Source organism: Acidovorax sp. Root568 (genome assembly GCF_001427445.1).
Lineage (GTDB): Bacteria > Pseudomonadota > Gammaproteobacteria > Burkholderiales > Burkholderiaceae_C > Acidovorax > Acidovorax delafieldii.
This window is the reverse complement of the sequence record NZ_LMGP01000019.1, coordinates 112,926-134,355: the sequence shown is the minus strand read 5'-3', so window position 1 is coordinate 134,355 and position 21,430 is coordinate 112,926. Positions and strand designations below refer to the sequence as shown.

The window sequence follows — 21,430 nt, the reverse complement described above, 5'->3', positions numbered from 1 at the left end:
TTTGATAGCTATCAGCGCATGAAATAACTGCGCCTGCGGCTAAAAATGCCTCAAAAACCCTCCTTGCGCCCGGCGAGAGGTGGCTTGACGCCACAAACAGAAATAACTATTCTTTAAATTGCAAATTCAATCAATTTAAGAGCAGTCAAATGAAAACCACCCGCCAGCAGCAGGACGCCACGCGCCGCCAGATCGTGGCCAGCGCGGTGGATCTCATGACCCGCCAGGGCTTTGACGGCACGACGATGAAAGACATCGCGCGTGCAGCAGGCATTGGCGACGCCACGATCTACAAATACTTCCCCACCAAGGACCGCATCGTGCTGGGCTACCTGGACGACGTGGCCCACCAGGCGCTGGCCGACACGCTGCAGACGCCGGGCTTTGCGGGCTACGGCCTGCAAGAAAAGCTGCAGCGCCTGACCGATGCCGTGCTGGAGCGCCTGCTGGCCGACCGCGAGTTCGTGGCCCAGGTGCGCGGCCTGGCCCGGCGCTCGCCGCTGTCGATGCTGGCCGAGCCGCTGGCAGCGCGCCAAAGCCTGCGCGATGCGGTGGCCAGCTTTCTGGAAGCCGCCGAGGCCAGCGGCGAGATCGAGCCCTGCGACTTCAAGGGCCTGGCGGGCAGCCTCTACACCGACTACCTGGCGGGTGTGGTGAGCTACTGGCTGGCGGACACCTCCGACGAATTTGCCGACACCACGCAGCTGGTGGACCTGTCGCTGGGCGTGCTGGTGCAGGCGCTGCGCGGCGGGCTGGTCAACCGCGTGCTGCAACTGGGCGGCTTTGTGCTGCGCAGCCAGATGGCCCGCATGGTGCAACACGGCAGCGGCCTGATGGGCATGCTGCACATGGCCCAGCAGGCCATGGCCAGCGCCCCCACGGCCCGGGCACCTGCTCCCATGGCAGCCGCCGCCGCAAGCCCGGCCACCACGCCTTCGCAGCCCCCTCGCACGCAGCGCAAGCCCCGCGCTGCCACGCCCCCCACCGAGGCACCGGCCGCCCAGCCCAAAGCCACGCCCCGCAAGAAAAAGAGCGCTCCATGAATGCGACCCCTGCCCTCGCCGCGCCCACCACCGCGCGCGCCACACAAGTGCCGCCCGGCACCGCCATCCACGCCACACTGCCGGGCGCAGATTTTTTTGATGCCTACGAGGTGGCCGACCGGCACCCCACACGCTCTGCCCTGCAGTCGTGGCTGGACGTGGCGGCCCGCACCCCGGCATGGACCCGCGCCCTCATGTTCGTGCGCAACAAGGCCGTGCGCCTGGTGGGGCTGAAGGACCTGGGCCAGCTGCACGATGACCATCCACCCGCCAGTGGCCGGCCTCTGCGCGACGCGCGCAGTTACCGCGTCGGCGACCGCGTCGGCATCTTCCGCATCCGGCATCTGAGCGACACCGAGGTGGTGATGGGCCAGGACGACAAACACCTGGACGTGCAGGTGTCCATCTGCAAACAGCCCGCCGCCCCTGGCGCCACGCCCCGCGTGGTGCTGAGCACGGTGGTGCACATCCACAACACACTCGGCCATGCCTACATGGCGGTGATCACGCCCATCCACCGTGTCATAGCGCGCGGCACGGCGCAGCGCCTGGCAGACCATGGCCAAAACTGAGGCGGAAGCACCCCGCACCGGCAAGCTGGCCCGCAGTGCCATCACGGGGCTGGCGGCAGCGCGTATCGGCATGGCCGAGCTCTCGCACCGCACACGCAAGCGCTCGGCCCAGGCGCAGACCGAGCACGAGGCAGCACTGGGCCGCATCCTGTTTGGTGCGCTGGGGCAACTGCGCGGCTCAGCGCTCAAGGTGTCACAGCTGCTCAGCATGCACCCGGGCCTGCTGCCCGACGGCGTGCGCAGCGAACTGGCTCGCGCCCACCACCAGGCCCCGCCGCTCAACCGAGCCCTGGTGGGCCGCGTATTCCGCCAGGCCTTCGGGCAGGAGCCAGAGGCGCTGTTCGACCACTTTGAACCCGCTGCATTTGCCGCCGCCAGCCTGGGCCAGGTGCACCGCGCACAGCTGGCCGGCCACGGCACGGTGGCTGTCAAGGTGCAGTACCCCGGCATTGCCGCCACCATTGCGAGCGACATGCAACTGATGCGCGCCGCGCTGCGCGCGCTGGCCCACACCGACATGCCTTTGCCTGCGGATGCCGTGCTGGACAGCGTGATGACCGAGATCGAGGCCACGCTGCTGCGCGAGGTGGACTACCTGCAGGAGGCCGAACAAATGCAGTGGTTCGCCCAGCACGCGGCCCGGCCGGGCGTGGTGATGGCGCAGCCCGTGCTCTCGCACACGCGGGCCCAGGTGCTCACGCAGCAATTTCTGCCCGGCCAGCCGCTGCAGGCCTGGCTGGCCACACAGCCATCGCAGGCGCTGCGTGACCAGGCTGGGCAGCACCTGTGGGACTGGTTCATGCACTGCATTTTTGTGCTGGGGCGGGTGCATGCCGACCCGCATCCGGGCAACTTTCTGTTCGCGCCCGATGGCACGGTGGGCGTGCTCGACTTTGGCTGCACGCGTGCCCTGCCCAGCGCATTCCGGGCGCAGGTGGTGCAGGCGTGGTCGGCCCTGCTGCGCGCCCCCGCCGACCCCGCACGCAACGCGCAGGTGCTGCAGGCCTACCAGGCGCTGGGGCTCTTGCGCAAGGACCTGACCGTGCAGGCCTACACCAGCGAACTCGCCCCCGCACTGGCCGAGATGCAGGCCTGGCAGATGGAGCCCTTTACCCAGCCGGTGTTTGACTTTGGCACCAAGACACCGCCGCCCATCACCCCCGGCCAGCACCAGCGCGTGCTGGGCCAGCACCTGGCCCAGGTCCCTGGCGAGATGCCCGCATTCGAGCGCATGTGGATGGGGCTGATGCACCTGCTGACGCAGCTGGGTGCCCGGGTGCACACCCGGGCACCCGAGGCGCTGGCCATTCACCCATGACCAACACGGCGCTGACCCTGGCGGCAGCCGGGCTGGCCCTGGTGGGTGTGGCCCATTCGGTGCTGGGGGAGCTTCTGCTGTTTCGCAGCCTGCGCACGCAGGGGCACCAAACGGCGGGGCGCCTGGAGTCCGGCACTGCGCGGCAGGTGCTGCATACCCCGCACCTGCGCATCCTGTGGGGCACCTGGCATGTGGCCTCGGTGCTGTGCTGGGCGTTGAGCGCCCTGCTCTGGCGCCTGGGCACCGCGCCTTGGGACGCTGCCCTGGGCGCCTGGGCCGCCGATGTGGTGGGCATTGCCACCCTGGCCAGTGGCGTGCTGGTGTTCTTTGCCACGCATGGCAGACACCCGGCATGGTGTGCGTTGCTGGTGATTGCGGCGCTGGTGTGGTGGCGCTGAAGCAAGCCATCGCGGGCGGGTGAATGGGGGACGCCGACGCAGGTTGCCTGGCCAAGCGTGACAAACATCACGGTGCAACCGTTTGCCTCCGAAGTCGGCAACACAACTTCACAAAGCTTCGCAATGGGACTACACCGGCTTGACGCAGCGTGCGCACCATGAAGTCTCCGGTTCCGCAAGGAATCACATCTGAGGAGAACCTTATGGCCCGCAAAGCACTTGCCGCTGTGTCCATCGCCCTGCTGTCGCTGGGCGCCGCGAGCGCGGCGCAGGCGCAGACCAGCGCCACCGTCGTCATCCAGGCTGGTACACCCGTCTACCGGCAACCCGCCCCGGTACTTGTGCAGTACCAGGCACCGCCCCCACCCCGCTACGAGGTGGCACCCCACCCGCGCCGCGGCATGGTGTGGGTGCCCGGCCACTGGGAGTGGCGCGGCCACCGCCATGTGTGGATGCAGGGCTACTGGGTGAAGGCCCGCCCCGGCTACCACTACCGCGAGCCCCGCTGGGTCGAACAAGGCGGCCAGTGGAACATGCAGCCCGGGGGGTGGGACCGTGATGGCGATGGCGTGCCCAACCGCCATGACCGGGATCGCGATGGTGATGGCGTGCCCAACCGCTACGACCATCGCCCGGACAACCCGTACCGCCGTTAAGCCGAGGGGCGGCCGCCTGCGGTAGCGCGCAGGCCAGCCCCAAAGCGCCCCCCTGCGCCTACGCCAGGGGCGGCCTCGCGCCTACAGCGCGGTGCAAGGTACCCGTGCACCATCGATACACCCGGTTCCGCATCGAACCACCCACAGGAGACACTCATGGCCCGCCACCCGCTCACCGCAGCATCCCTCGCGCTTACGGCGTTTTTGGCCTTCGCTCCTGCGCAGGCCGCCACCCAGGGCACCGTCATCATTCAGTCCGGCCAACCCGAGCGCGGCTACCAGACTGCGCCCACCTACCAGGTGATTCCTGCGCCGCCACCTCCGCGCAATGAAGCGATGCCCCGCCCTCGCCGAGGCCAGGTATGGGAAGAAGGCCACTGGGAATGGCGTGGCAACCGCCACCACTGGGTGCGCGGCCACTGGGTGCAGGCGCGCAACGGTTACCAATATCGCCAGCCCCAGTGGATCGAACGCGAAGGCCGGTGGGAGATGCAACGCGGTGGCTGGGACCGCGACGGTGACGGCATCTCCAACCGCAACGACCGGGACCGCGATGGCGACGGCGTGCCCAACCGCCGTGACAGCCAGCCGGACAACCCGCGCCGCAATTGAGGGAGCAACTCCCGCCGCGACCAGGGCGCTGAGCAGGCCCCGTCCCCGCGGTAGCGGCAGACACTGCTACCGCAGCAACAACACAGCCCGACCGAGCCCTGGAAAGTCCGCCACCACTTCGGTACCTGGCGCCACCAGCGCGGTGCCGGTGCACGACCCTGTGGTGACCCACTGCCCCGCGCGCAGCCCGCCCAGGCTGCGCGCGCCTTCGTTGGCCAGCCACACCAGCAGCCGCAGCGGGTCGCCCGCCGGATTGCCCCAGGTGGCATGCTGCACGGCCACTGCCCCATTCACCGACAAGGTCACCGCTTGCGCCAGGGGCTGCACGGCAGCGATATCGTTGGTGCCAGTCCCCACAATCAGCGCCCCGTGGCAGGCCTGGTCGGCCAGGCGGCTCCACTCGCCCTGTTGCGCCCAGGCAGCAAAGCGCGTGTCGCACACCTCAATGGCGGCGCGCACCGACACCACCGCCGCCAGCACCTCGGCGGCGCTGTAGGGGGTGGCGCGGGCGGGCAGGTCGGCCCCCAGTTCGTACACCAGCTCCGCCTCCACGCCCATCACGGCAAAACCCGCGGCAGACAGAGCAACCACCTCATCCGCTGCGGCCACCCACACCGAATCGCGCGTGAGAGCGGCCCGCGCGGGTTGCGCCTGGGGCGACGCGGCGCCGACCTTCCAGCCTGCGATGTCACCGCGCGCACGCACCACGGCGTCCTGCACCGCGTAGGCCTCGGCGGCATCGCGTGGGCGAAGCCCTGCGGGAAAGTCCAGCGGGCGGGGGGTGCGCCCCTCCCGGGCCTGGGTGATGACGGCGGCGCTGGCGACAGGGTCCAAAGTGGCGGGGGGCATGGCAAAACTCTCAGTGGGACAAGGGGTCGGCGGATTATCGGCACCTTCACCAGCGGCCCCGCCCCGCTGCATCAGCAACGATTGCGACCCATTAGCAGCCGGAGTCGATCTTGCGCGAAGGCTTGGCCCCTAGAATCGGCCTCGCAGGAGAGCACGGCAGCCACAGGCCGCCGCTGCACCGAAGGCGCAAACTCCCATACACGCTCAGGTCCCGTACTGCACCATTCATCAAAGCCGTCTGGAGAGCCGCCTCGCGCAACGCGAAGCGCACCGAAGGAGCAAGCCGCAGCCCGGGTGGGTGGCGGTGAATCTCTCAGGTACCAAGGACAGGGGGAGCGGCAGCTAGGGCATTCGTGCGCCAGCTGCACGCTATTGAATTCATAGCTGCCAGCGCATGTTGTTCTAGCGCCAGAGCCCAGAAAGGCTTTGAAAATCATGCGCGTGATCGTTTTGGGCGCCGGCTTGCTCGGCGTGACTTCGGCTTATTTCCTTTCGCAACTCGGCCACGAGGTGACCGTCATCGACCGCCAGGGTGCGCCCGGTGCCGAGACCAGCTTTGCCAACGGCGGCCAGATCTCGGTGAGCCACGCCGAACCCTGGGCCAACCCCAGTGCGCCGCTCAAGGTGCTGCAGTGGCTGGGCAAGGAGGATGCGCCCCTGCTGTTCCGCATCCGCGCCGACATGCGCCAGTGGCTGTGGGGCCTGTCCTTTTTGCGTAACTGCACGCCAGCGCGCACGCGCCACAACATCGAGCAGATCGTGCGCCTGGGCACCTACAGCCGCGACACGCTGCAGCAGCTGCGCGCGGCCACCGGCCTCCAGTACGACCAGCGCACGCAAGGCATCCTGCACTTCTATACCAACCAAAAAGAATTCGACGGCGCCCTGGCCCCTGCCGAGCAAATGCGCCAACTCGGCTGCGAGCGCCAGGTCATCAGCGCCGACGAGGCCGTGCGCATCGAGCCCGCCCTGGCCCACATCCGCCCGCAGCTCGCCGGCGCCACCTACACGGCCGAGGACGAATCCGGCGATGCCAACCAGTTCACACGCGAGCTGGCCAAGCTGTGTGAAGCGGCGGGCGTGCAGTTCCGCATGGGCCACCACATCACCGCACTGCGCGAGGCAGGCGGCCGCATCGACCATGTGGAAGTGACCAATGCCGAAGGCCGCTTCGAGCGCGTGCGCGGCGACGCGTTTGTGCTGGCCATGGGCTCGTTCAGCCCGCTGCTGGCGCAGCCGCTGGGCATCCAGCTGCCCATCTACCCGGCCAAGGGCTACTCGGTGACCATGCCGGTCAAGGACGCCAGCAAGGCGCACCAGGTGAGCCTGACGGACGACGAGTTCAAGCTCGTGTTCTCGCGCTACACCAGCGAACGCGGCGGTGATCGCCTGCGCATTGCAGGCACGGCCGAGCTGAACGGCTACGACCGCCACCTGAACCAGGTGCGCTGCGAGGCCATCGTGCGGCGTGTGGAACAGCTCTTCCCTGGCGCGGGCGAGGCGAGCCAGGCCCAGTTCTGGAGTGGCCTGCGCCCCGCCACGCCCAGCAACGTGCCGCTGATCGGCAAGACGAAGGTGGGCAACCTGTTCCTCAACACCGGCCACGGCACGCTGGGCTGGACGCATGCCTGCGGCTCGGGCAAGGCCCTGGCAGACATCGTGAGCGGCCGCGTGCCAGAGGTGGACTTTGCGTTCCAGGGGTTGCAGGGGCGCGCGGCGGGCGCGGCGCTGGTGCCGTCGCGCACGGCGGCCTGAAGCAGCGCGCGGTTGCAGCGAGGCAAGGCTGCTGCAACCGCCGCGAGAGGCTGCGCCTACTTGGCCGCGCCTGTGGCGTGTGCCACAAACTGCGCCACGGCCAGCATGTCCTTCTCGCTCATGCGCTCGGCATACGAGGGCATCACGCCGATGCCGGCCTTGAGCGCGCGCAACACGCGGCCCGCGTCGGGTTTCAGCTCGTCCAGCACCGGGCCCACCTGCCCCTCGGCACCGGCGGCCTGTAGCGTGTGGCATACGGCGCAGGCGGGCTGGATCTTGGTGAACAGCTCCTTGCCCCGCGCCAGTTCGGCAGGGTCGGCGGCCCAGGCCGACGCACAGGCGCCAGCCGACCACACCGCCACGGCGAGGCGGCGCGCTCGGTTCAATCCACCCATGTCAGGCCACGGTCACGGTGACGGCGTGGTCGCGCCAGCTGGCGTTGTTGTAGCCGCCCAGGTTTTCCTCGCGCTGCTCGGCCTGCACATTGCCCGCCGTGTCGGTGGCGCGGCTGGCCAGCACATGGGTGCCCGCCTCCAGGCGCACCGGCAGCGCAAACTGCCGCCAGGCAAAGGGGCCCAGGTCGGGGCCGATGAGCTTGGCCGCCAACCAGGTCTTGCCGCCATCGGCCGACACCTCCACGCCCTTGATGCCGCGCGTGCCGCCAAAGGCCACGCCATGCACCTGCACCTGTCCGGGCTTGAGTGCCCCCTTGTCGGGCAAAGGGCCGTTGATCCACGACTTCACGCCCATCTCCCACACCGAAGGCTGGTCGGGGCTGGCCTTGCTGCCGGGCGGCGACATGCGGTAGCCGTGCGACATGATGCGCGCCTGCGACTGTGCGCTGGTAAACGCAACGCGCTTGACGTACTTGATGTTGTTCACGCCCTGGTAGCCGGGCACCACCAGCCGCAGCGGGCCGCCATGCGCCAGCGACAGCGGCTCGCCGTTCATCTCCCAGGCCAGCAGGGCGTCGTCCATCGCCTTCACGGGCACCGAGCGCTCCACCAGTACCGACAGCGGGTCCACACCTTCGGGCAGCTTCTCGCCCCCCGTGCCGGTCAGGTAGGCGGCACCATCGGCCAGCCCGCCCAGGGCGGCCACCACGTTGCGCAGCGGCACACCGCTCCAGACCACACAACCGGCGGCGCCCACCGACCAGGGGGTGCCGCTGGGCTTGCTGGGGAAAAAGCCCCGGCCATTGCCCGAGCACTGCAGCACGGTGGCCACGGTTTCCACGCCCAGCGTCTTGAGCTCCGCCAGCGTCAGGCTGCGCGGGCTCTTGACCCCTTCGACGGACACCGTCCACGCGTCGCGGTTGTCCAGGATGGCCGCGTCAGGCGCAGGCAGGTTGTTGCGCACGTACAGCTGGTTGGACGGCGTGATGACGCTGGTGCCGAACGCGGAGCGGCGCGTCTCCAGCGTGCTGCTGCTGTGCACGATCAACGCATCCGGCGACTTCCACCCCGCATAGGCGGGCAGCGGCTTGGCCGCAGAGGCTGCGGCCTGCTGGGCCCGCGCACTGCCCGTCCATCCGGCCAGGCCCAGCGCGCTCAGGGCAGCAGCACTTCCGGCCAGCATGTGACGGCGCGGCAGGGTCATCGAATCTTTCATGGAAACGTCTCCAAATTGTGGGGTGGACAAAACCTTGTGGCCCCTCCCCATTGGGCGGGGACGGGGGATCGGGTCAGCCCGCATTCTGTGCGGCCGCTCCTCCTGCCGCACGCACGGCGTCGTTAGCAGAAGTAACAAGAACAAAAGATCGGAAACATTCGTACGCAGGTGCGGGGGGCGTGGGCATATTCGCGCTTTGTTTTGGGGAGAGGAGCAGCGCAATGAACACCACCAGAAAACCGACCCGAGGCCCGCTGGGACTGCTACTTGTCCTATGGCTGGGTTGCAGCGCAGCACAAGCCCAGCTGACGGCCATCGTGGCCGTGGAGCCCACCGCCCGCAAGGCGGCGCATTCCATCCTGCGCACCGCTGCCGAATCGGGCCTGTCGAAAGCCGCGGGCCAGTCGGTGGCACTTACGACCAGCGACGATATGGCCGACGTGATGCGCGCCACCCGCAGCGCGGGCTATGACATCTTCATTGGCCCTGCCCAGGTGGCGGCGTCTGCGTTGCAACGCGGCTACGAACTGGTAGGCGCAACGCAAAAATCAGACAGATACCTGCTGGTCGGGCTGCAGCAGTTGGCGGCAGTGCCTGCGATGAAGGGCCGCAGGCTCTACCTGCCCCAGCAAGACTCGGTCTATACCTACATGGCGCGCGGCATGCTGAACGAGGCAGGGCTGTCGTTCCAGAACCTGCGCGCCGTGCAGTACGAAAAATTTCCCCAGGCGGGCCTCACCGCCCTGACCCTGGGCACGGCCGATGCCACCGTGGTGCGCGAGGACGACTGGGCCGAATGGTCTGCGGCGCACCCCGGCATCGCGCGGGTGCTGGCCACGTCGCAGCCCGTTCCGGGGGGGTTCTCCATCGTGGTGAAAAAAGATCTGCCGGCGGATGCGCGCAACAAGCTGGCCCAGTGGTTCAACGCGTCGTCCTCCGCCAGCGGCCTGCCGCCAGTCTCCGTGCGCCCGGAGGCGGTGGAATACCGCCGCGTGGCCGAGCTGGGGCTGTTCACGCCCACCAGCCTGCCTGGGGTCAACCGTGTCACCGCGCGCGAGGCCCAGACCCTGCTGGCGCAGGGCGCCACGCTGGTGGACACCCGCACCGAAAAGGAATTCAAGACCAAGCGCATCCGCGGGGCCGTGTTCGCTGCGTATGTGGAAAAGAGCCTCAAGGACGTGGCCTTCAATGCCGCGCAGGATGACTTCCAGGCGCTGGACAAGCTTCAGGGCCTGGACAGAGCCAAGCCGGTGATTTTTGCGTGCAACGGCGCCGAATGCTGGAAGTCCTACAAGGCCGCCAAGGTAGCCTCCGCCAAGGGCTTCCAGTCGGTGTACTGGCTGCGCGGCGGGTTGCCCGAATGGGATGAAACCGGCCTACCAACCGAAGGTGGCTAGGAGCCTGCGCAAGGCCTCTGGCCCCTGTCCTTACAATTGGTCGCTTCTCAACTCCCAAGGGCGCGCAAGGCGCCCTTTGTATGGAAATAGCAATACTGTTCGCCCTCATCTGTCTCAACGGCCTGTTTGCCATGTCAGAGATCGCTCTGGTCACGGCCCGCAAAGTCCGGTTGCAAAAGCTGATTGATGAGGGCGATAGCGGTGCCGCCGCGGCCGTGAAGCTGGGCGAAGACCCCACGCGCTTCCTCTCCACCATCCAGATCGGCATCACGTCGATCGGCGTGCTCAACGGTATCGTGGGCGAAGCCGCGCTGGCCGCGCCGCTGGCCTCGTGGCTGGAGCGCCTGGGGGTGCCACTGCCCTACGGCGGCTACGCGGCCACGGGTCTGGTGGTGGTGTTGATCACGTACTTCTCCATCGTGGTGGGCGAACTGGTGCCCAAGCGCATCGGCCAGTCGTACCCCGAGACCTTTGCCCGCCTGGTGGCGCGGCCCATCAACTTTCTGGCGGTGGCCACCAAGCCGTTTGTGCTGCTGCTGTCCACGTCCACACGCACGCTGCTGCGCCTGTTGGGTGTGAAGGAAACCAGTGGCAGCCCGGTGACCGAAGAAGAGATCCACGCCATGCTGGTCGAAGGCACCACCGCCGGCGTGATCGAGTCGCACGAGCACACCATGGTGCGCAACGTGTTCCGCCTGGACGACCGCCAGATCGGCTCGCTGATGGTGCCGCGCGGGGATGTGGTGTGTCTGGACATCGATGCTCCGTTTGAAGACAACCTCCAGTGCATTGAAGAGTCCGACCATGCGCGCTTCCCGGTGGTGCGCGGCGGCATGGACAACATCCTGGGGGTAATCAACGCGCGCCAGTGGCTGTCCCGCACCCTGCGCGACAAGGCGCGTGGGGGCCTAGCCGACCAGCCGCTGCAAACGGCGCTGTATGTGCCCGAGACCATCACGGGCATGGAGCTGCTGGACAACTTCCGCCTGTCGGACGTGCACATGGCGTTTGTCATCGACGAATACGGCGAGGTGCAGGGCATCGTGACGCTGCAGGACCTCATCGAGGCCATCACCGGCGAGTTCCAGCCGCGCGACCCCGAGACCTCGTGGGCGCTGCAGCGCGAGGACGGCAGCTGGCTGCTGGACGGCCACATTCCCGTGCCCGAGCTGAAGGACCGCCTGAACCTGGACGCCGTGCCCGAGGAAGAGCGCGGCCGCTACCACACCCTCAGCGGCATGATCATGCTGCTGACTGGCCGCCTGCCCAAGGTGACCGACACGGTGCAGTGGGAGGACTGGAAGCTGGAAGTGGTGGACATGGATGGCAAGACCATCGACAAGATCCTGGCCACGCGGCTGACGCCCGAAGAAAAAGCCGAGTCCGACGAGAACGGCGCGGGCTGACCGGCGTTGACGATGGAGGGGGCTGCTGCGCCAGCCAGCCCCCTCCCCTCGTCTACCTCAGGGCGGCGAGGGCTCGCCGTCCACAAACACGGTCAACACGCCGGTGTAGCCGTACAGATGGTGGTGGGCGATCTCGCCGCCCGCAAAAAAGCCGGCCAGTGGCACATCGCCCAGCGCATGGCGCACGATCTGCAGCTCGGCGCTGGGCCCGCCAAAATGCGGCCCGCCCCGGCCCGAGCAGCTCACATAGATCGCGCCGCAAATGCGCCGCCCCGTCTCGGGTTGCGCTCCAGCATGTCCGTCAACGCCCGGCGCAGCGGCCAGTTCCCCTGGCGCGCCGGACGCCACCATCGGTGCGGGTTCCAGTTCCTCCGGCGATAGTTCCTCGCGGATCTCGGCGCAGATGCGCATGAGGTCCGCCCGTGCGGCCGCCACGTTGCGCTGGCAGAACGCCAGGTGCATGCCGGGCTCCACGTGGTCGGCCAGGGCCACACCCCGGCGGGAGCCGTCCAACCCCAGGATATGGCGCACGCGCGTGTCGGTGCCAAAGTGGCCCGTGCGGCGCTGGCCCTGTGGCTGCTCACCCGCACTGACCAGTCCGGCCAGCGTGGCGCGCACCTTGCGCAGGGCAGGCTGCGGGTCGCCACCGTCGAGCGACACCTGCAGCGTATCGAGCAGCACATCCAGCGCGGGCTCGCCATCCAGCGCAAGCACCACGTTCTCCTGCGCGGCCGTGATGGTGTGCAGCGCGCCCACGGGCTGGCAGCCCTGCGTGACGCGCGACACCAGCGACACGCCCGCGCCAAACGCCACGCCCGAGAGGCCCCCGTCAAACACGCCGCTGGCACCGCCCTGCCCGGCCATGTTGCCGTCGCCGCCCACGGCAAACTGCACGCTGGCCGTGCGGCTGGCGCTGAGGCCGCCAAACAGGTAGCCGGTGTCAGTGCGCGCGGCCATCTCGGTCAGCAGTTCGGCCAATTCCGGCGTGTGGCCGTCGGCATGCACCAGCGCTGTATGGGCCACAAAACCTGCGCCGGCATGCGGCGCGTGGGCGGGCAGCGGTGCCACGCCAGAAAACACGCGGTACTGGTCGGCCGGCACATCGAGCAGCATGACCGACAGCGCGGGCTCGTCAAAGTATTCGGCATTGTTGGCCGATACGCCCACGCCCACGGTACCGCTCCAGTCGGTCACCTCGGGCAGTTCGTTGCTCAGGTAGTCGAGCAGCGCCTGGGCCTCGTTGGCATAGTGGTCGGTGATGTACAGCAGGCCCAGGGTGGGCGCCGACGCGTAGTCAGGCAGTGCCATCTGGGCGCGCAACTGCGCCAGTACCAGCGCAGCGGCCATGCGCCACTGCGGGTGGGTGGCATGGCCGGTGGGGAAGAGTTTCATGGTGATGGTCTCCAGGCCTGGGCGGGGGTGGGGCAGTGCTGCGCCATCTGCGGGCTGCCACACCGGCCCGCTTTGGCGTCAGCCCGCTCGCTTGCGTGCCGCAGGGCTGCGGGTGCTGCCGGCCTTTTTAGCGGCGGGTTTCGTAGTGGTTTTGCGGGCTGCGGGCTTCTTGGCGGCAGCGGCCTTTTTGGCAGTGCCCGCTGATGACGCCGCGGCGCGCTTGGCGCCGCCCTGCATGGTCTGCATGCCCTTGGCGGCAAACTGGCTGGCCATGCCGGTGGCCGTCTTGAGGGCTTCCTTGGCCAGGCCGGTGGCCATATTCTTGGTGGTGTCGATGGCGGTCTGCTTGGCCGCGTCCTTCATGGCGTTGGTGGCAATCTGCTGGAACTGGCTCGTGAGCGCGCCCCACCACTGCATCGGGTCCACCACGGCAGGCTCGGCGGCCGCCGCTGTCTTGCCCTTGGCTTTGCCTTTGGCGGGTTGGGGGGCGAGCTCGGTGTCAGCGGGCTCCTCCTCGGGCTCGTCGGCAGCGCTGGCGCGACCTGTCACGCGGGCGGCAGCTCCCGCCACGGCCTCGGCAGCGCCGGTCACCGTGTCAGCGGCTTTTTGCACGCCGCTCATCACCGTATCGGCGGTCTTGAGCTTGAAGGCGTTGGCCACATCGCCCATGCTGAAGTTCATGCCCTTGAGCGTGGCCAGGGTCATCTTCTGCACCTCCAGCGCCTGGATGGTGGCGGCCAGCGCGCGCGAGTTCTGCTCCAGCCAGAACTGCACGGCCTTGAGCTCGTCGATGCGCTTTTCCAGCTCTTCGACGCTGATGGTGGGCGCCACCCAATTGCTGAGGTTGGGCAACTGCGGAATGCTGCTGGACGCCCCCTTGGCAAGGCTTTGCAAAAAGTCAAAACCGGGGACGAATTTGCCGAAACCGAAGTTGGATGTGTCGCTCATGGCCGCTCCGCAAGAGGTGGGTCGTGAGAACCTGCTGAAGGTTCTGAGGAGTCACAGCTTACTCCAATGCGTTGCGCCCGCGAAGGCGCTGCGGCGGCTGTCACCTCAGTGTTTATGCCCATCCATCATGCTGCCCGCCGTGGCGCCACCGGGTGCAGCCGTGCCCACGGGCAACGTGAGGTTGAGCTTGCTTTCCACGCCCTTGGCGTCCTGGAACACCAGGGTGATGGGCACCGCGCTGTCCTTGGCCAGGGGCGCCTTCAGGTCCAGCAGCATGATGTGGTAGCCCCCGGGCTTGAGTTCCACCGTCTTGCCTGCGGGCAGATCCAGCGTAGGCACCGCACGCATCTTCATGATGTCGCCTTCCATCTTCATCTCGTGCACCTCGGCAAGGCCGGCAGCGGGCGACTCGGCACGTACCAGGCGAGCACCGTCCTTGGCGGTCAGGCGCATGAAGGCGCCCGTGGCCTTCTGGCCCTGCACGCTGGCACGCGCCCAGGCGCCTTCGACCTTGACGGCGGCGGTCTGGGCCCATGCAGGGGCACTCAGCAGTGCGGCAAAGACGGCAGCGGTGTGAAGCAGTTTTTTCATGGTGAATGTCTTTCGGTTTGCGAGAGGAAAAGGGGAAGCGGCAACAGGCTCTGGGCCCGACTGTCAGTGATTGTGGGCAGCGGCGCCACCGGTGGGCAGAATCTCCAGCGCTGCGGCAGGGGACTTCAGGTCCGACAGCTGCTGGCCCGCCTTGGGCACCTCGGTCCAATCGGTGCGGCCCTCGGTGCAGACCTGGCGCACCGGCCAGTACACGGTGCCCGCCTGCTCCGGCGCCTGGGCCACGAGCACAAACTCGTCGTAGTGCGCGCTTTGCAACATGTCGTCCGGCGTCTTGGCCGTCCAGGTGATGCGTACCACGTCTTCGGTGATGCTGCGGCCGTGGCTGGTGTAGGGCTGGGCCAGCTTGTCGCGCTGCACCTCCAGCGTCCAGCCCGGCTTGGGCATGGGGCGTGCACCGCGCATGCCTGCAGGAATGTCCACCACGACCTGCCGCGTGGGCGACGCACCGCAGCCGTGGCCGACCTTGAACGCGGCCTTGTAGCTGGCGCCGGCCGGGGCCACCTGGTATTCGAGCACCACATGGGCGGATGCAGTGCCAAACAGGGCTGTAGCGCTAGTCAAACATGCGGCAGCAGCTATCTTTTTCATAGTATTCAGAGACATGGGATATTGTCCTTTCAGAGGCTTACCTTCAGCTCGGCCATGTAGCTGCGCTGCGGGTAGGGGTGGAAGTTCCAGAACTGGTAGTTGTTGAGGTTGTCGATGCCCACGGCGGCGCTGACCGCTTTGGTGATCTGGTAGCGCACGCGCACATCGGTGGTGAAGTAGCGGCTCGCGCCCTGGTAGGCAAAGCCGTTGGGGTCACTGTTGTCGAGCGTGCTGTACTGCTTGCCGCTGTAGCGCGCGCCCAGGGTGTACGACCACTTGTCATCGGGCCGGTAGGTGGCCACCGCAGTGGCGCGCCACTCGGGGATGCGGGGCTGCCATTGGCCGACGCTGGCCGGGAACTTGTCGTTGCGCGTGATCTTGGAATCCGTCCAGGTCAGGCTGCTGCCCAGCTCCAGCCCGCGCACAAAGACGTTGGCGGCCTGGTACGACAGCTCAATGCCCTTGGTACGGATGGCATCCACGTTCTGCACGTTGGTCACGTTGGGTGTGACGAGCACATTGGTTTGCGAGTACAGCGCGTCCTTGGTGCGCTCAAAAAACGCGGTCAGGCGCAGCAGGCCATTGCCCATGTCCCGCTCGGCGGTCAGCTCGGTGGTCCAGCTCTTCTCGGGTTTCAGATTGGGGTCGTTGTTGATGAGCGTGCCACTGCCGTTGATGCCGCCCTGGTACAGCTCGGCCACGGTGGGCATGCGCACGGCGCGTCCGGTGGAGGCCTTGAGCACCCACAGGTCGCTGGCCTGGTAGGCCACGGCAGCCTTGGGCGAGACATAGGTCTCGTTGCGCTCGGGGTGGCTCAGCGTGGTGGTGGCATTGCCGGTCTGGCCATTGCTGGCGCTCCAGCGCTCGGCGCGGGCGCCCAGCACGGCTTTCCACCGTGGCGCGATCTTCCAGGTGTCTTGCGCCCACAGGCCAATGAGCTGCGTGTCGCCGTTGAAGGCCTGGTTGCGGGCGCCTCCATCACCGCTGATCCAGTTCGTCGTAGCGTTTTCGATAGTGCGCAGTTGGTAGCTGTCGCGCTGCAAGCCAAAGTCCACGATGTGCGTGCCCTGCAGCCCATCGGGCCGCCAGGTGCCCTTGGCGGCCAGCGTGTTCCAGCCCGTGCCCTTGCTGTTGACGATGCGCCCTGCCCCACCGTTCAGCGTGGCAGGCAGCGCCACGGTAGCAGCGCGCAGGGTGTCCGTCTGGTATTCGTACAGGCTGGCAGCCACTTCCCAGTCAAACACGCCCTGTGTGCGGCTCTTGACCGACAGGCCGTGCATGAAATGTGTGAGGTCTTCGTTGGACACATTGAAGTCCGTAGGCGTGAGCGCAAACGAGCGGCCATTGATGTTGACCGTGCCGCCGTACACCGCATTGCCATTGGCATCGCGCAGGTAGCTGGTGGGCCGCCCTTCGGATGCGTTGTGCCACCAGCCAAAGGTGTAGGCGGCGCGCACGGTGGGCGAAAAGTCGTAGGCGATCTTGGCCTTGATGTGGTCTTGCTGCGTGTGGTACTGGGTGGCCGTGCCCAGCAGGTACCAGGGCTGGTTGCTGCGGTTGTTGCCCAGCACTGCGCCCGTCACGGGTGTGCCCGCGCTGCCCACGGTGCCTGCAGACACCAGGCGTGTGGGGAAGGTGAGCGGCTGGCCTTCGCTGTCGGTCTTGTTGAAGTTCAGGAACCACGACCAGTCGCCATTTTTGTTGCCCACCGAGGCGCTGACCTGCTTGCCGCCATAGGTGCCGTTGGTGCTGTACAGGTCAAAGGGCTGGTGCTGATAGCTGACCTGCCCGTGCGCCTCGAACTTTGTCGGCATGCGCGTGACGTAGTCCACCACCGCGCCCACCGAGTTGCCTGCGTAGGCGGCCGAAAACGGGCCGTAGAGCACGTCCACGCGCTCAATTTCTTCTGGCGTGACCAGCATCCAGCGTGGCGCGTTGGTGGGGCCGTTGCCCAGGTAGTTGCTCAGCAAAATGCCATCGGCAAACACCATGGACCGCGCCGGGTTGCCCGTGCCCGAGGCGCGGGTGGACAGCACGGCGTGGTTGTAGTCGCCGATATAGCGCTTGCGCACCAGCAGGCTGGGCAGGTACTTGAGGGCGTCTTCGCTGTCGGTGGCGTTGATCGAGTGCTCGATCTGCTCGCGCGTCACGCCCTCGATGGTGGTGGGGATCTGCGTGGGCAGCGAGGTGGGCTGGCCGCCGGTGATGGTGACCACGCCCAGTTCCTTGACGGGGGCATGGCTGGTGGTGCTGGTGCTGTCAGCGGTCTGGGCGAATGCGGATGAAGCCCCGGCGGACGCGATGCCAAGGACGACGGGAAAGGCACTGGCCACGGCCAGCGCCATGCGGCTTTTGCGCATGGAAACTCCTGAAAATCAAACCAAATAGGCCGCAAGCGCAAGTGAATCATGCGCCAGCAGCTATCGAATCAATAGCGATTTCAGGAGAGCGATGGGGGCCCGCGCGGCGGCAGGGGCGCGGCGGTGCGCGCTGCAATGTGCGCGGCAGGGATGGGGCGCAGGGCATGCGCCAGCGGGTGGACCACAGGCAGCTGGGCCTGCGATGCGGGAGGGGGAGCGCCCACATGCGCGCACAGCGGGCAGTCCAGCGTGTGGCTGGGCAGCTCCTTGGCGCCGTCGTCGGTCTTGACCAGCACCTTGATCGCTCCCGAGCCGGAGCAGATCAGCTCCATGGCCTGCGGGTGCACCAGCGGCGACGCCACGGCCACGCCGATCGACAACACAAACCACGCCAGCACACAGCGGGCGAGCCAGCGAAGGCTGCGGATGGTTTGGAGGGACGGCAACGACATGGAAGCGCCATTGTAGGTGCGCAGTCCGCGCCAGCCAGCGCACGGGTCATCTGCGTGACCGCCCCGCACCAGGTGCGGGCCTAGGATGTGCGCTTGCCCCTACAACACATCGGAGACACACCATGCTCACACTCTGCGGCTTTTCGGCCAGCAACTACTACAACAAGGTCAAGCTTGCGCTGCTCGAAAAGGGCCTGCCGTTCACCGAAGAACTGGCCTGGGTGGGCGAGACCGATCGCAACGCCAGCCCGCTGGGCAAGGTGCCCTACCTGCGCACGCCGCAGGGAGCGCTGTGTGAATCGGCGGTGATCGCCGACTACATCGAAGCCGCCCACCCCGATCACCCACTGATCCCGGCCGACCCCTTCCAGGCCGCCAAGGTGCGCGAGCTGATCACCTTTCTGGAGTTGCACCTGGAGCTGGTGGCACGCAACCTGTATCCGCAAGCGTTCTTTGGCGGTACCGTGAGCGACACCGCCAAGGAAAAGGTGGGCGCACAACTGCAGAAGAACATCGCCGCCTTCGGCCAGTTGGCAAAGTTCAGCCCCTACGTGGGCGGCGACACCTTCACGATGGCCGACTGCGCGGCCATCGTTCACCTGCCGCTGGTCAGCTCCGCCACCAAGATCATCTACGGCAAGGACTACCTGGCCGACCTGCCTGTGCGCGACTACCTCGCCCGCATGGCCGAACGCCCCCATGTGCAGCGCGTGAACGCGGACCGCAAGACCAACACCGCCGAGATGCTGGCGCGCCCGCCCAAGCGCTGAGCCCGCCACGCAGCGGTGTCACCAGGGTGGGGACACCGCGCGCCATCCCTTGACCTTGGTCAACCCAGCGCGCCGCGCACAGGCGCACCATGCAGGTATCCGATCACCCCGAGGAGACCCCGCATGGACAAGACCCAAGCCGCACCTTTCCGCCAGCAGTTACTGGCCCAGCAATCCGAGTTGCTGGCCCAACTGGCCGCGCAGCGCGGCGGTGTCATCGGCCGCGCCGAGGCCGCCGCCGACCACTTCGGACAACCGGAAGACCCGCGTGCCCAGGTTGCCACCGAACGCGAGCTGGAATTTGCCCTGGACGAACGCGAAACCGCACACCTGGCGGCTGTCGAGGCCGCCCTGGCCCGCATCGAGGCCGGCACCTACGGCGAGTGCACGGATTGCGGCACCCACATCACCGCCGCCCGCCTGCACGCCACGCCCGAGGCCGCACGCTGTGTGCATTGCCAGGAAAAGGCCGAGCAACACCGGCGGGCGGCATGAGCGAACGCACGCACTCAGGCTGCTTCTTTCCCGTTTTTTTTCACTCCTTCAAGAAAGCCGATTCATGAGCACTTTTCACGCCGTTGTCTGGATGGACCAATCCGAAGCCCATGTAGTGATGTTCGATCGCGAACACGCGGAAGCCCAGCGCATCAAGTCCCGCAGCCACCACAAGCACCAGGGCAAGGCCGACGACCTCGCGCCGTTTTTTGCCGATATCGCCCAGACACTGACCGACACCCGCGAGGTGCTGCTGGCCGGCCCGGGCCTGGTGCGCAACCAGTTCCGCGACTGGGCCGCCAAACACCATGCGGCCGTGGCCGGCGTGGTGGTCGACTCGGTGGCCGCAGACCATCCGACGGACGCCCAGCTGGTGGCCATGGCGCGCCAGTACTTCAAGAAGTTTGACAACATGGCCGCCGATCCGTCGGTCGCCTGACCGACCTCCCGGCCGCGCCACGGCGTGGCACTGGCTGCTATCCTCTGCGGGATGCGCAGCCTTTTTCACCTCGCCTTTCACGTCACCGACCTGGATGCCGCCCGGCGCTTTTACGGCGGCGTGCTGGGCTGCCTGGAGGGCCGAAGCACCGACACCTGGGTGGACTTCGACTTCTTCGGCCACCAGATCTCGTTGCATCTGGGCACGCCGTTTGCCAGCGCCCGCACCGGGCACGTGGGAGACCATCTGGTGCCCATGCCGCACTTCGGCGCCATCCTGGAGTTGCCCGACTGGCATGCGCTGGCCGCACGGCTGAAGGCCGCCGACACCGCCTTCGTGCTGGAGCCGCAGGTGCGTTTTGAAGGCCAGCCGGGCGAACAGTGGACGATGTTCTTCCACGACCCCAGCGGCAACCCGATTGAGATCAAGGGCTTTCGCTCGCTGGACGCGGTGTACGCAACGTGAGCTACACCTTCGCGTCGGCCACCATCCTGCTCCTGCTGATCACCGATCCGCTGGGCAACATCCCCATCTTTGCCAATGCCCTGCGGGGCGTGGCGCCCGAGCGCCGGGCGCGGGTGATCCTGCGGGAGGTGCTGATTGCGTTTGCACTGCTGCTGGTGTTCCTGTTCTTCGGGGCGGAGTTCCTGCGGGTCATGAATTTGAGCGACCTGTCGTTGCAGATTGCCGGTGCCGTGGTGTTGTTTCTGATCGCACTGCGCATGATCTTCCCGTCGGCGGACGGACCACAGGCGGAGCTACCGGGCGAGCCGCTGATCGTGCCGCTGGCCATCCCCGCGCTGGCAGGCCCTTCGGCGCTGGCCACGGTGATGCTGCTGGTGGCCCAGGCCCCCGAGCGGCGATGGGAATGGGTGGGCGCACTGTGCGTCACCATGGCCGTGTGTGCCGTGGTGTTGCTGCTGGCCGAACGCATCCAGCGCCTGGTGGGCGAACGCGTGGTGATGGCGTTTGAACGCCTGATGGGCCTGATCCTGGTCGCGATCTCGGTGGAGATGCTGATCCGGGGAATCAAGCAGCTGGCGCACCAGCTGTAGCCCGCGCCAGGAGCCGCTGGCCATGGCCCTCGCTTGCGTGGCGCCGTTCACAGCGCCCCGCAGCACCATATGGCGGCCGCTTCAGCGACGCTGCAGGATCGGCATGGTCCCCAGGGCAAACACCGAGTTGGGCACGTTGACCCGCGCCATCAAAGGGCGAGGCTTGGGTGCCAGCGGCAGCTTGGCCCGCGCAGCAGGGGCTTTTTCTTCCACGACTGTGCCCTGCTCCAGCGCCTGGGTGACAAGGTCCTGAAGCGTCACCGACTGCAGGTACTCCATCACCCGGGAGTTGAAGCTGGTCCACAGTTCTCCCGTCATGGATTTGACCTGGGCGGCCTGACTGGGCCCCAGGTTCTGCAGTTCGTCGGTCTTGAGGTTTTCTACCGCCAGGATGATTTCCGCCACCGATACCTGCTCCGCTTGCCGTGCCAGCGTATAGCCGCCACCGGGCCCTCGGGTACTGTCTACCAAGCCGGCGCGGCGCAGTGCGCTGAACAGCTGTTCAAGGTAAGACAGAGAAATCCCCTGCCGTGCGCTGATGGTGGACAAGGGCACGGGCCGCATCTTCTGGCGCAGGGCCAGGTCGGTCATGGCGGACACCGCCAGCTGTCCTCGGGTCGTGATACGCATCGTTGCTACTCCTTGTGAACACAGGCAGCTCCAGGCCGCAGCGTAGATCGCCACGGAAGCTGCCAAACGTCA

24 protein-coding genes and 1 riboswitch are annotated in these 21,430 nt (G+C 67.2%); of the genes, 14 read left to right on the top strand and 10 right to left on the bottom strand.

Features of this window, described 5'->3' with window-relative positions; genetic code table 11:
* Positions 1–149: 149 nt before the first annotated feature.
* The 6 genes from ASD75_RS21470 (at position 150) to ASD75_RS21445 (ending at position 4,599) form a co-directional block, all read left to right on the top strand.
* Positions 150–1,043, top strand: a complete 894-nt coding sequence (locus tag ASD75_RS21470) for a TetR/AcrR family transcriptional regulator (RefSeq protein WP_056747915.1) — start codon at positions 150–152, stop codon at positions 1,041–1,043.
* On the top strand, positions 1,040–1,615 hold the full coding sequence (locus tag ASD75_RS21465) for a DUF2867 domain-containing protein (protein WP_056747913.1): 576 nt from the start codon (positions 1,040–1,042) through the stop codon (positions 1,613–1,615). The genes ASD75_RS21470 and ASD75_RS21465 overlap by 4 nt, the downstream gene beginning before the upstream one ends.
* The gene (locus ASD75_RS21460) at positions 1,602–2,933 is read left to right on the top strand and encodes an AarF/ABC1/UbiB kinase family protein (protein ID WP_056747911.1); all 1,332 of its coding nucleotides are present in this window, start codon (positions 1,602–1,604) and stop codon (positions 2,931–2,933) included. Before ASD75_RS21465 ends, ASD75_RS21460 begins: the two co-directional genes overlap by 14 nt.
* The gene (locus tag ASD75_RS21455) at positions 2,930–3,331 is read left to right on the top strand and encodes a hypothetical protein (RefSeq protein ID WP_056747909.1); all 402 of its coding nucleotides are present in this window, start codon (positions 2,930–2,932) and stop codon (positions 3,329–3,331) included. Before ASD75_RS21460 ends, ASD75_RS21455 begins: the two co-directional genes overlap by 4 nt.
* 203 nt (positions 3,332–3,534) lie before the next feature.
* Positions 3,535–3,987: a YXWGXW repeat-containing protein gene (locus tag ASD75_RS21450; protein WP_056747908.1), complete on the top strand. Its 453-nt coding sequence runs from the start codon at positions 3,535–3,537 to the stop codon at positions 3,985–3,987.
* Positions 3,988–4,143: 156 nt separating this feature from the next.
* On the top strand, positions 4,144–4,599 hold the full coding sequence (locus ASD75_RS21445; RefSeq protein ID WP_056747906.1) for a YXWGXW repeat-containing protein: 456 nt from the start codon (positions 4,144–4,146) through the stop codon (positions 4,597–4,599).
* A 66-nt stretch (positions 4,600–4,665) separates the two neighbouring features.
* Here ASD75_RS21445 and ASD75_RS21440 read toward each other — a convergent pair whose 3' ends face one another.
* Positions 4,666–5,448, bottom strand: coding sequence for a 2-keto-4-pentenoate hydratase (locus tag ASD75_RS21440; protein ID WP_056747905.1), 783 nt, complete (start codon positions 5,446–5,448; stop codon positions 4,666–4,668).
* A 228-nt stretch (positions 5,449–5,676) separates the two neighbouring features.
* A riboswitch (glycine riboswitch) is annotated at positions 5,677–5,788 on the top strand.
* Between the two features lie 95 nt (positions 5,789–5,883).
* Here ASD75_RS21440 and ASD75_RS21435 point away from each other — a divergent pair.
* Positions 5,884–7,203 carry a D-amino acid dehydrogenase gene (locus tag ASD75_RS21435; RefSeq protein ID WP_056747903.1) on the top strand — a complete coding sequence of 440 codons (1,320 nt, stop codon included), beginning with the start codon at positions 5,884–5,886 and terminating at the stop codon, positions 7,201–7,203.
* Positions 7,204–7,259: 56 nt separating this feature from the next.
* Here the strand turns inward: ASD75_RS21435 and ASD75_RS21430 are convergent, their stop codons facing one another.
* Together ASD75_RS21430 and ASD75_RS21425 are read right to left on the bottom strand one after the other, a co-directional pair.
* On the bottom strand, positions 7,260–7,598 hold the full coding sequence (locus tag ASD75_RS21430; protein WP_056065430.1) for a cytochrome c: 339 nt from the start codon (positions 7,596–7,598) through the stop codon (positions 7,260–7,262).
* Between the two features lies 1 nt (position 7,599).
* A complete protein-coding gene (locus ASD75_RS21425) occupies positions 7,600–8,814 on the bottom strand; it encodes a sulfite oxidase (protein ID WP_056747901.1) in 1,215 nt (404 codons plus the stop codon).
* Positions 8,815–9,035: 221 nt separating this feature from the next.
* On the opposite strand from ASD75_RS21425, the gene ASD75_RS21420 reads away from it, so the two are divergent.
* Both ASD75_RS21420 and ASD75_RS21415 read left to right on the top strand, forming a co-directional pair.
* On the top strand, positions 9,036–10,211 hold the full coding sequence (locus ASD75_RS21420) for a rhodanese-like domain-containing protein (protein ID WP_056747899.1): 1,176 nt from the start codon (positions 9,036–9,038) through the stop codon (positions 10,209–10,211).
* A gap of 80 nt (positions 10,212–10,291) precedes the next feature.
* Positions 10,292–11,617 carry a hemolysin family protein gene (locus ASD75_RS21415; RefSeq protein WP_056747897.1) on the top strand — a complete coding sequence of 442 codons (1,326 nt, stop codon included), beginning with the start codon at positions 10,292–10,294 and terminating at the stop codon, positions 11,615–11,617.
* 57 nt (positions 11,618–11,674) lie between these two features.
* Here the strand turns inward: ASD75_RS21415 and ASD75_RS21410 are convergent, their stop codons facing one another.
* The 6 genes from ASD75_RS21410 to ASD75_RS21385 all read right to left on the bottom strand — a co-directional run bounded on the left by ASD75_RS21410 (position 11,675) and on the right by ASD75_RS21385 (position 17,969).
* Positions 11,675–13,009: an FIST N-terminal domain-containing protein gene (locus ASD75_RS21410; protein WP_056748082.1), complete on the bottom strand. Its 1,335-nt coding sequence runs from the start codon at positions 13,007–13,009 to the stop codon at positions 11,675–11,677.
* A gap of 78 nt (positions 13,010–13,087) precedes the next feature.
* Positions 13,088–13,957 carry a PhaM family polyhydroxyalkanoate granule multifunctional regulatory protein gene (locus ASD75_RS21405; protein WP_056747895.1) on the bottom strand — a complete coding sequence of 290 codons (870 nt, stop codon included), beginning with the start codon at positions 13,955–13,957 and terminating at the stop codon, positions 13,088–13,090.
* Positions 13,958–14,062: 105 nt separating this feature from the next.
* Positions 14,063–14,548, bottom strand: coding sequence for a copper chaperone PCu(A)C (locus tag ASD75_RS21400; protein ID WP_056065416.1), 486 nt, complete (start codon positions 14,546–14,548; stop codon positions 14,063–14,065).
* A 63-nt stretch (positions 14,549–14,611) separates the two neighbouring features.
* Positions 14,612–15,172, bottom strand: coding sequence for a YcnI family protein (locus ASD75_RS21395; RefSeq protein WP_056747893.1), 561 nt, complete (start codon positions 15,170–15,172; stop codon positions 14,612–14,614).
* A 14-nt stretch (positions 15,173–15,186) separates the two neighbouring features.
* On the bottom strand, positions 15,187–17,517 hold the full coding sequence (locus tag ASD75_RS21390; RefSeq protein ID WP_056747891.1) for a TonB-dependent receptor: 2,331 nt from the start codon (positions 17,515–17,517) through the stop codon (positions 15,187–15,189).
* A gap of 80 nt (positions 17,518–17,597) precedes the next feature.
* Positions 17,598–17,969, bottom strand: coding sequence for a DUF2946 family protein (locus ASD75_RS21385; RefSeq protein WP_015016003.1), 372 nt, complete (start codon positions 17,967–17,969; stop codon positions 17,598–17,600).
* Between the two features lie 122 nt (positions 17,970–18,091).
* Here ASD75_RS21385 and ASD75_RS21380 point away from each other — a divergent pair, with 122 nt between their 5' ends.
* The 5 genes from ASD75_RS21380 to ASD75_RS21360 all read left to right on the top strand — a co-directional run bounded on the left by ASD75_RS21380 (position 18,092) and on the right by ASD75_RS21360 (position 20,728).
* A complete protein-coding gene (locus ASD75_RS21380; protein ID WP_056747889.1) occupies positions 18,092–18,739 on the top strand; it encodes a glutathione S-transferase in 648 nt (215 codons plus the stop codon).
* 123 nt (positions 18,740–18,862) lie between these two features.
* Positions 18,863–19,234, top strand: a complete 372-nt coding sequence (locus ASD75_RS21375) for a TraR/DksA family transcriptional regulator (protein ID WP_056747886.1) — start codon at positions 18,863–18,865, stop codon at positions 19,232–19,234.
* Between the two features lie 64 nt (positions 19,235–19,298).
* Positions 19,299–19,673: a hypothetical protein gene (locus ASD75_RS21370; protein ID WP_056065403.1), complete on the top strand. Its 375-nt coding sequence runs from the start codon at positions 19,299–19,301 to the stop codon at positions 19,671–19,673.
* A 51-nt stretch (positions 19,674–19,724) separates the two neighbouring features.
* A complete protein-coding gene (locus ASD75_RS21365) occupies positions 19,725–20,138 on the top strand; it encodes a VOC family protein (RefSeq protein ID WP_056065399.1) in 414 nt (137 codons plus the stop codon).
* Positions 20,135–20,728: a MarC family protein gene (locus ASD75_RS21360; protein ID WP_015016008.1), complete on the top strand. Its 594-nt coding sequence runs from the start codon at positions 20,135–20,137 to the stop codon at positions 20,726–20,728. Before ASD75_RS21365 ends, ASD75_RS21360 begins: the two co-directional genes overlap by 4 nt.
* An 81-nt stretch (positions 20,729–20,809) precedes the next feature.
* Here the strand turns inward: ASD75_RS21360 and ASD75_RS21355 are convergent, their stop codons facing one another.
* Positions 20,810–21,358 carry an Rrf2 family transcriptional regulator gene (locus ASD75_RS21355; RefSeq protein ID WP_056065396.1) on the bottom strand — a complete coding sequence of 183 codons (549 nt, stop codon included), beginning with the start codon at positions 21,356–21,358 and terminating at the stop codon, positions 20,810–20,812.
* Between the last annotated feature and the right edge of the window lie 72 nt (positions 21,359–21,430).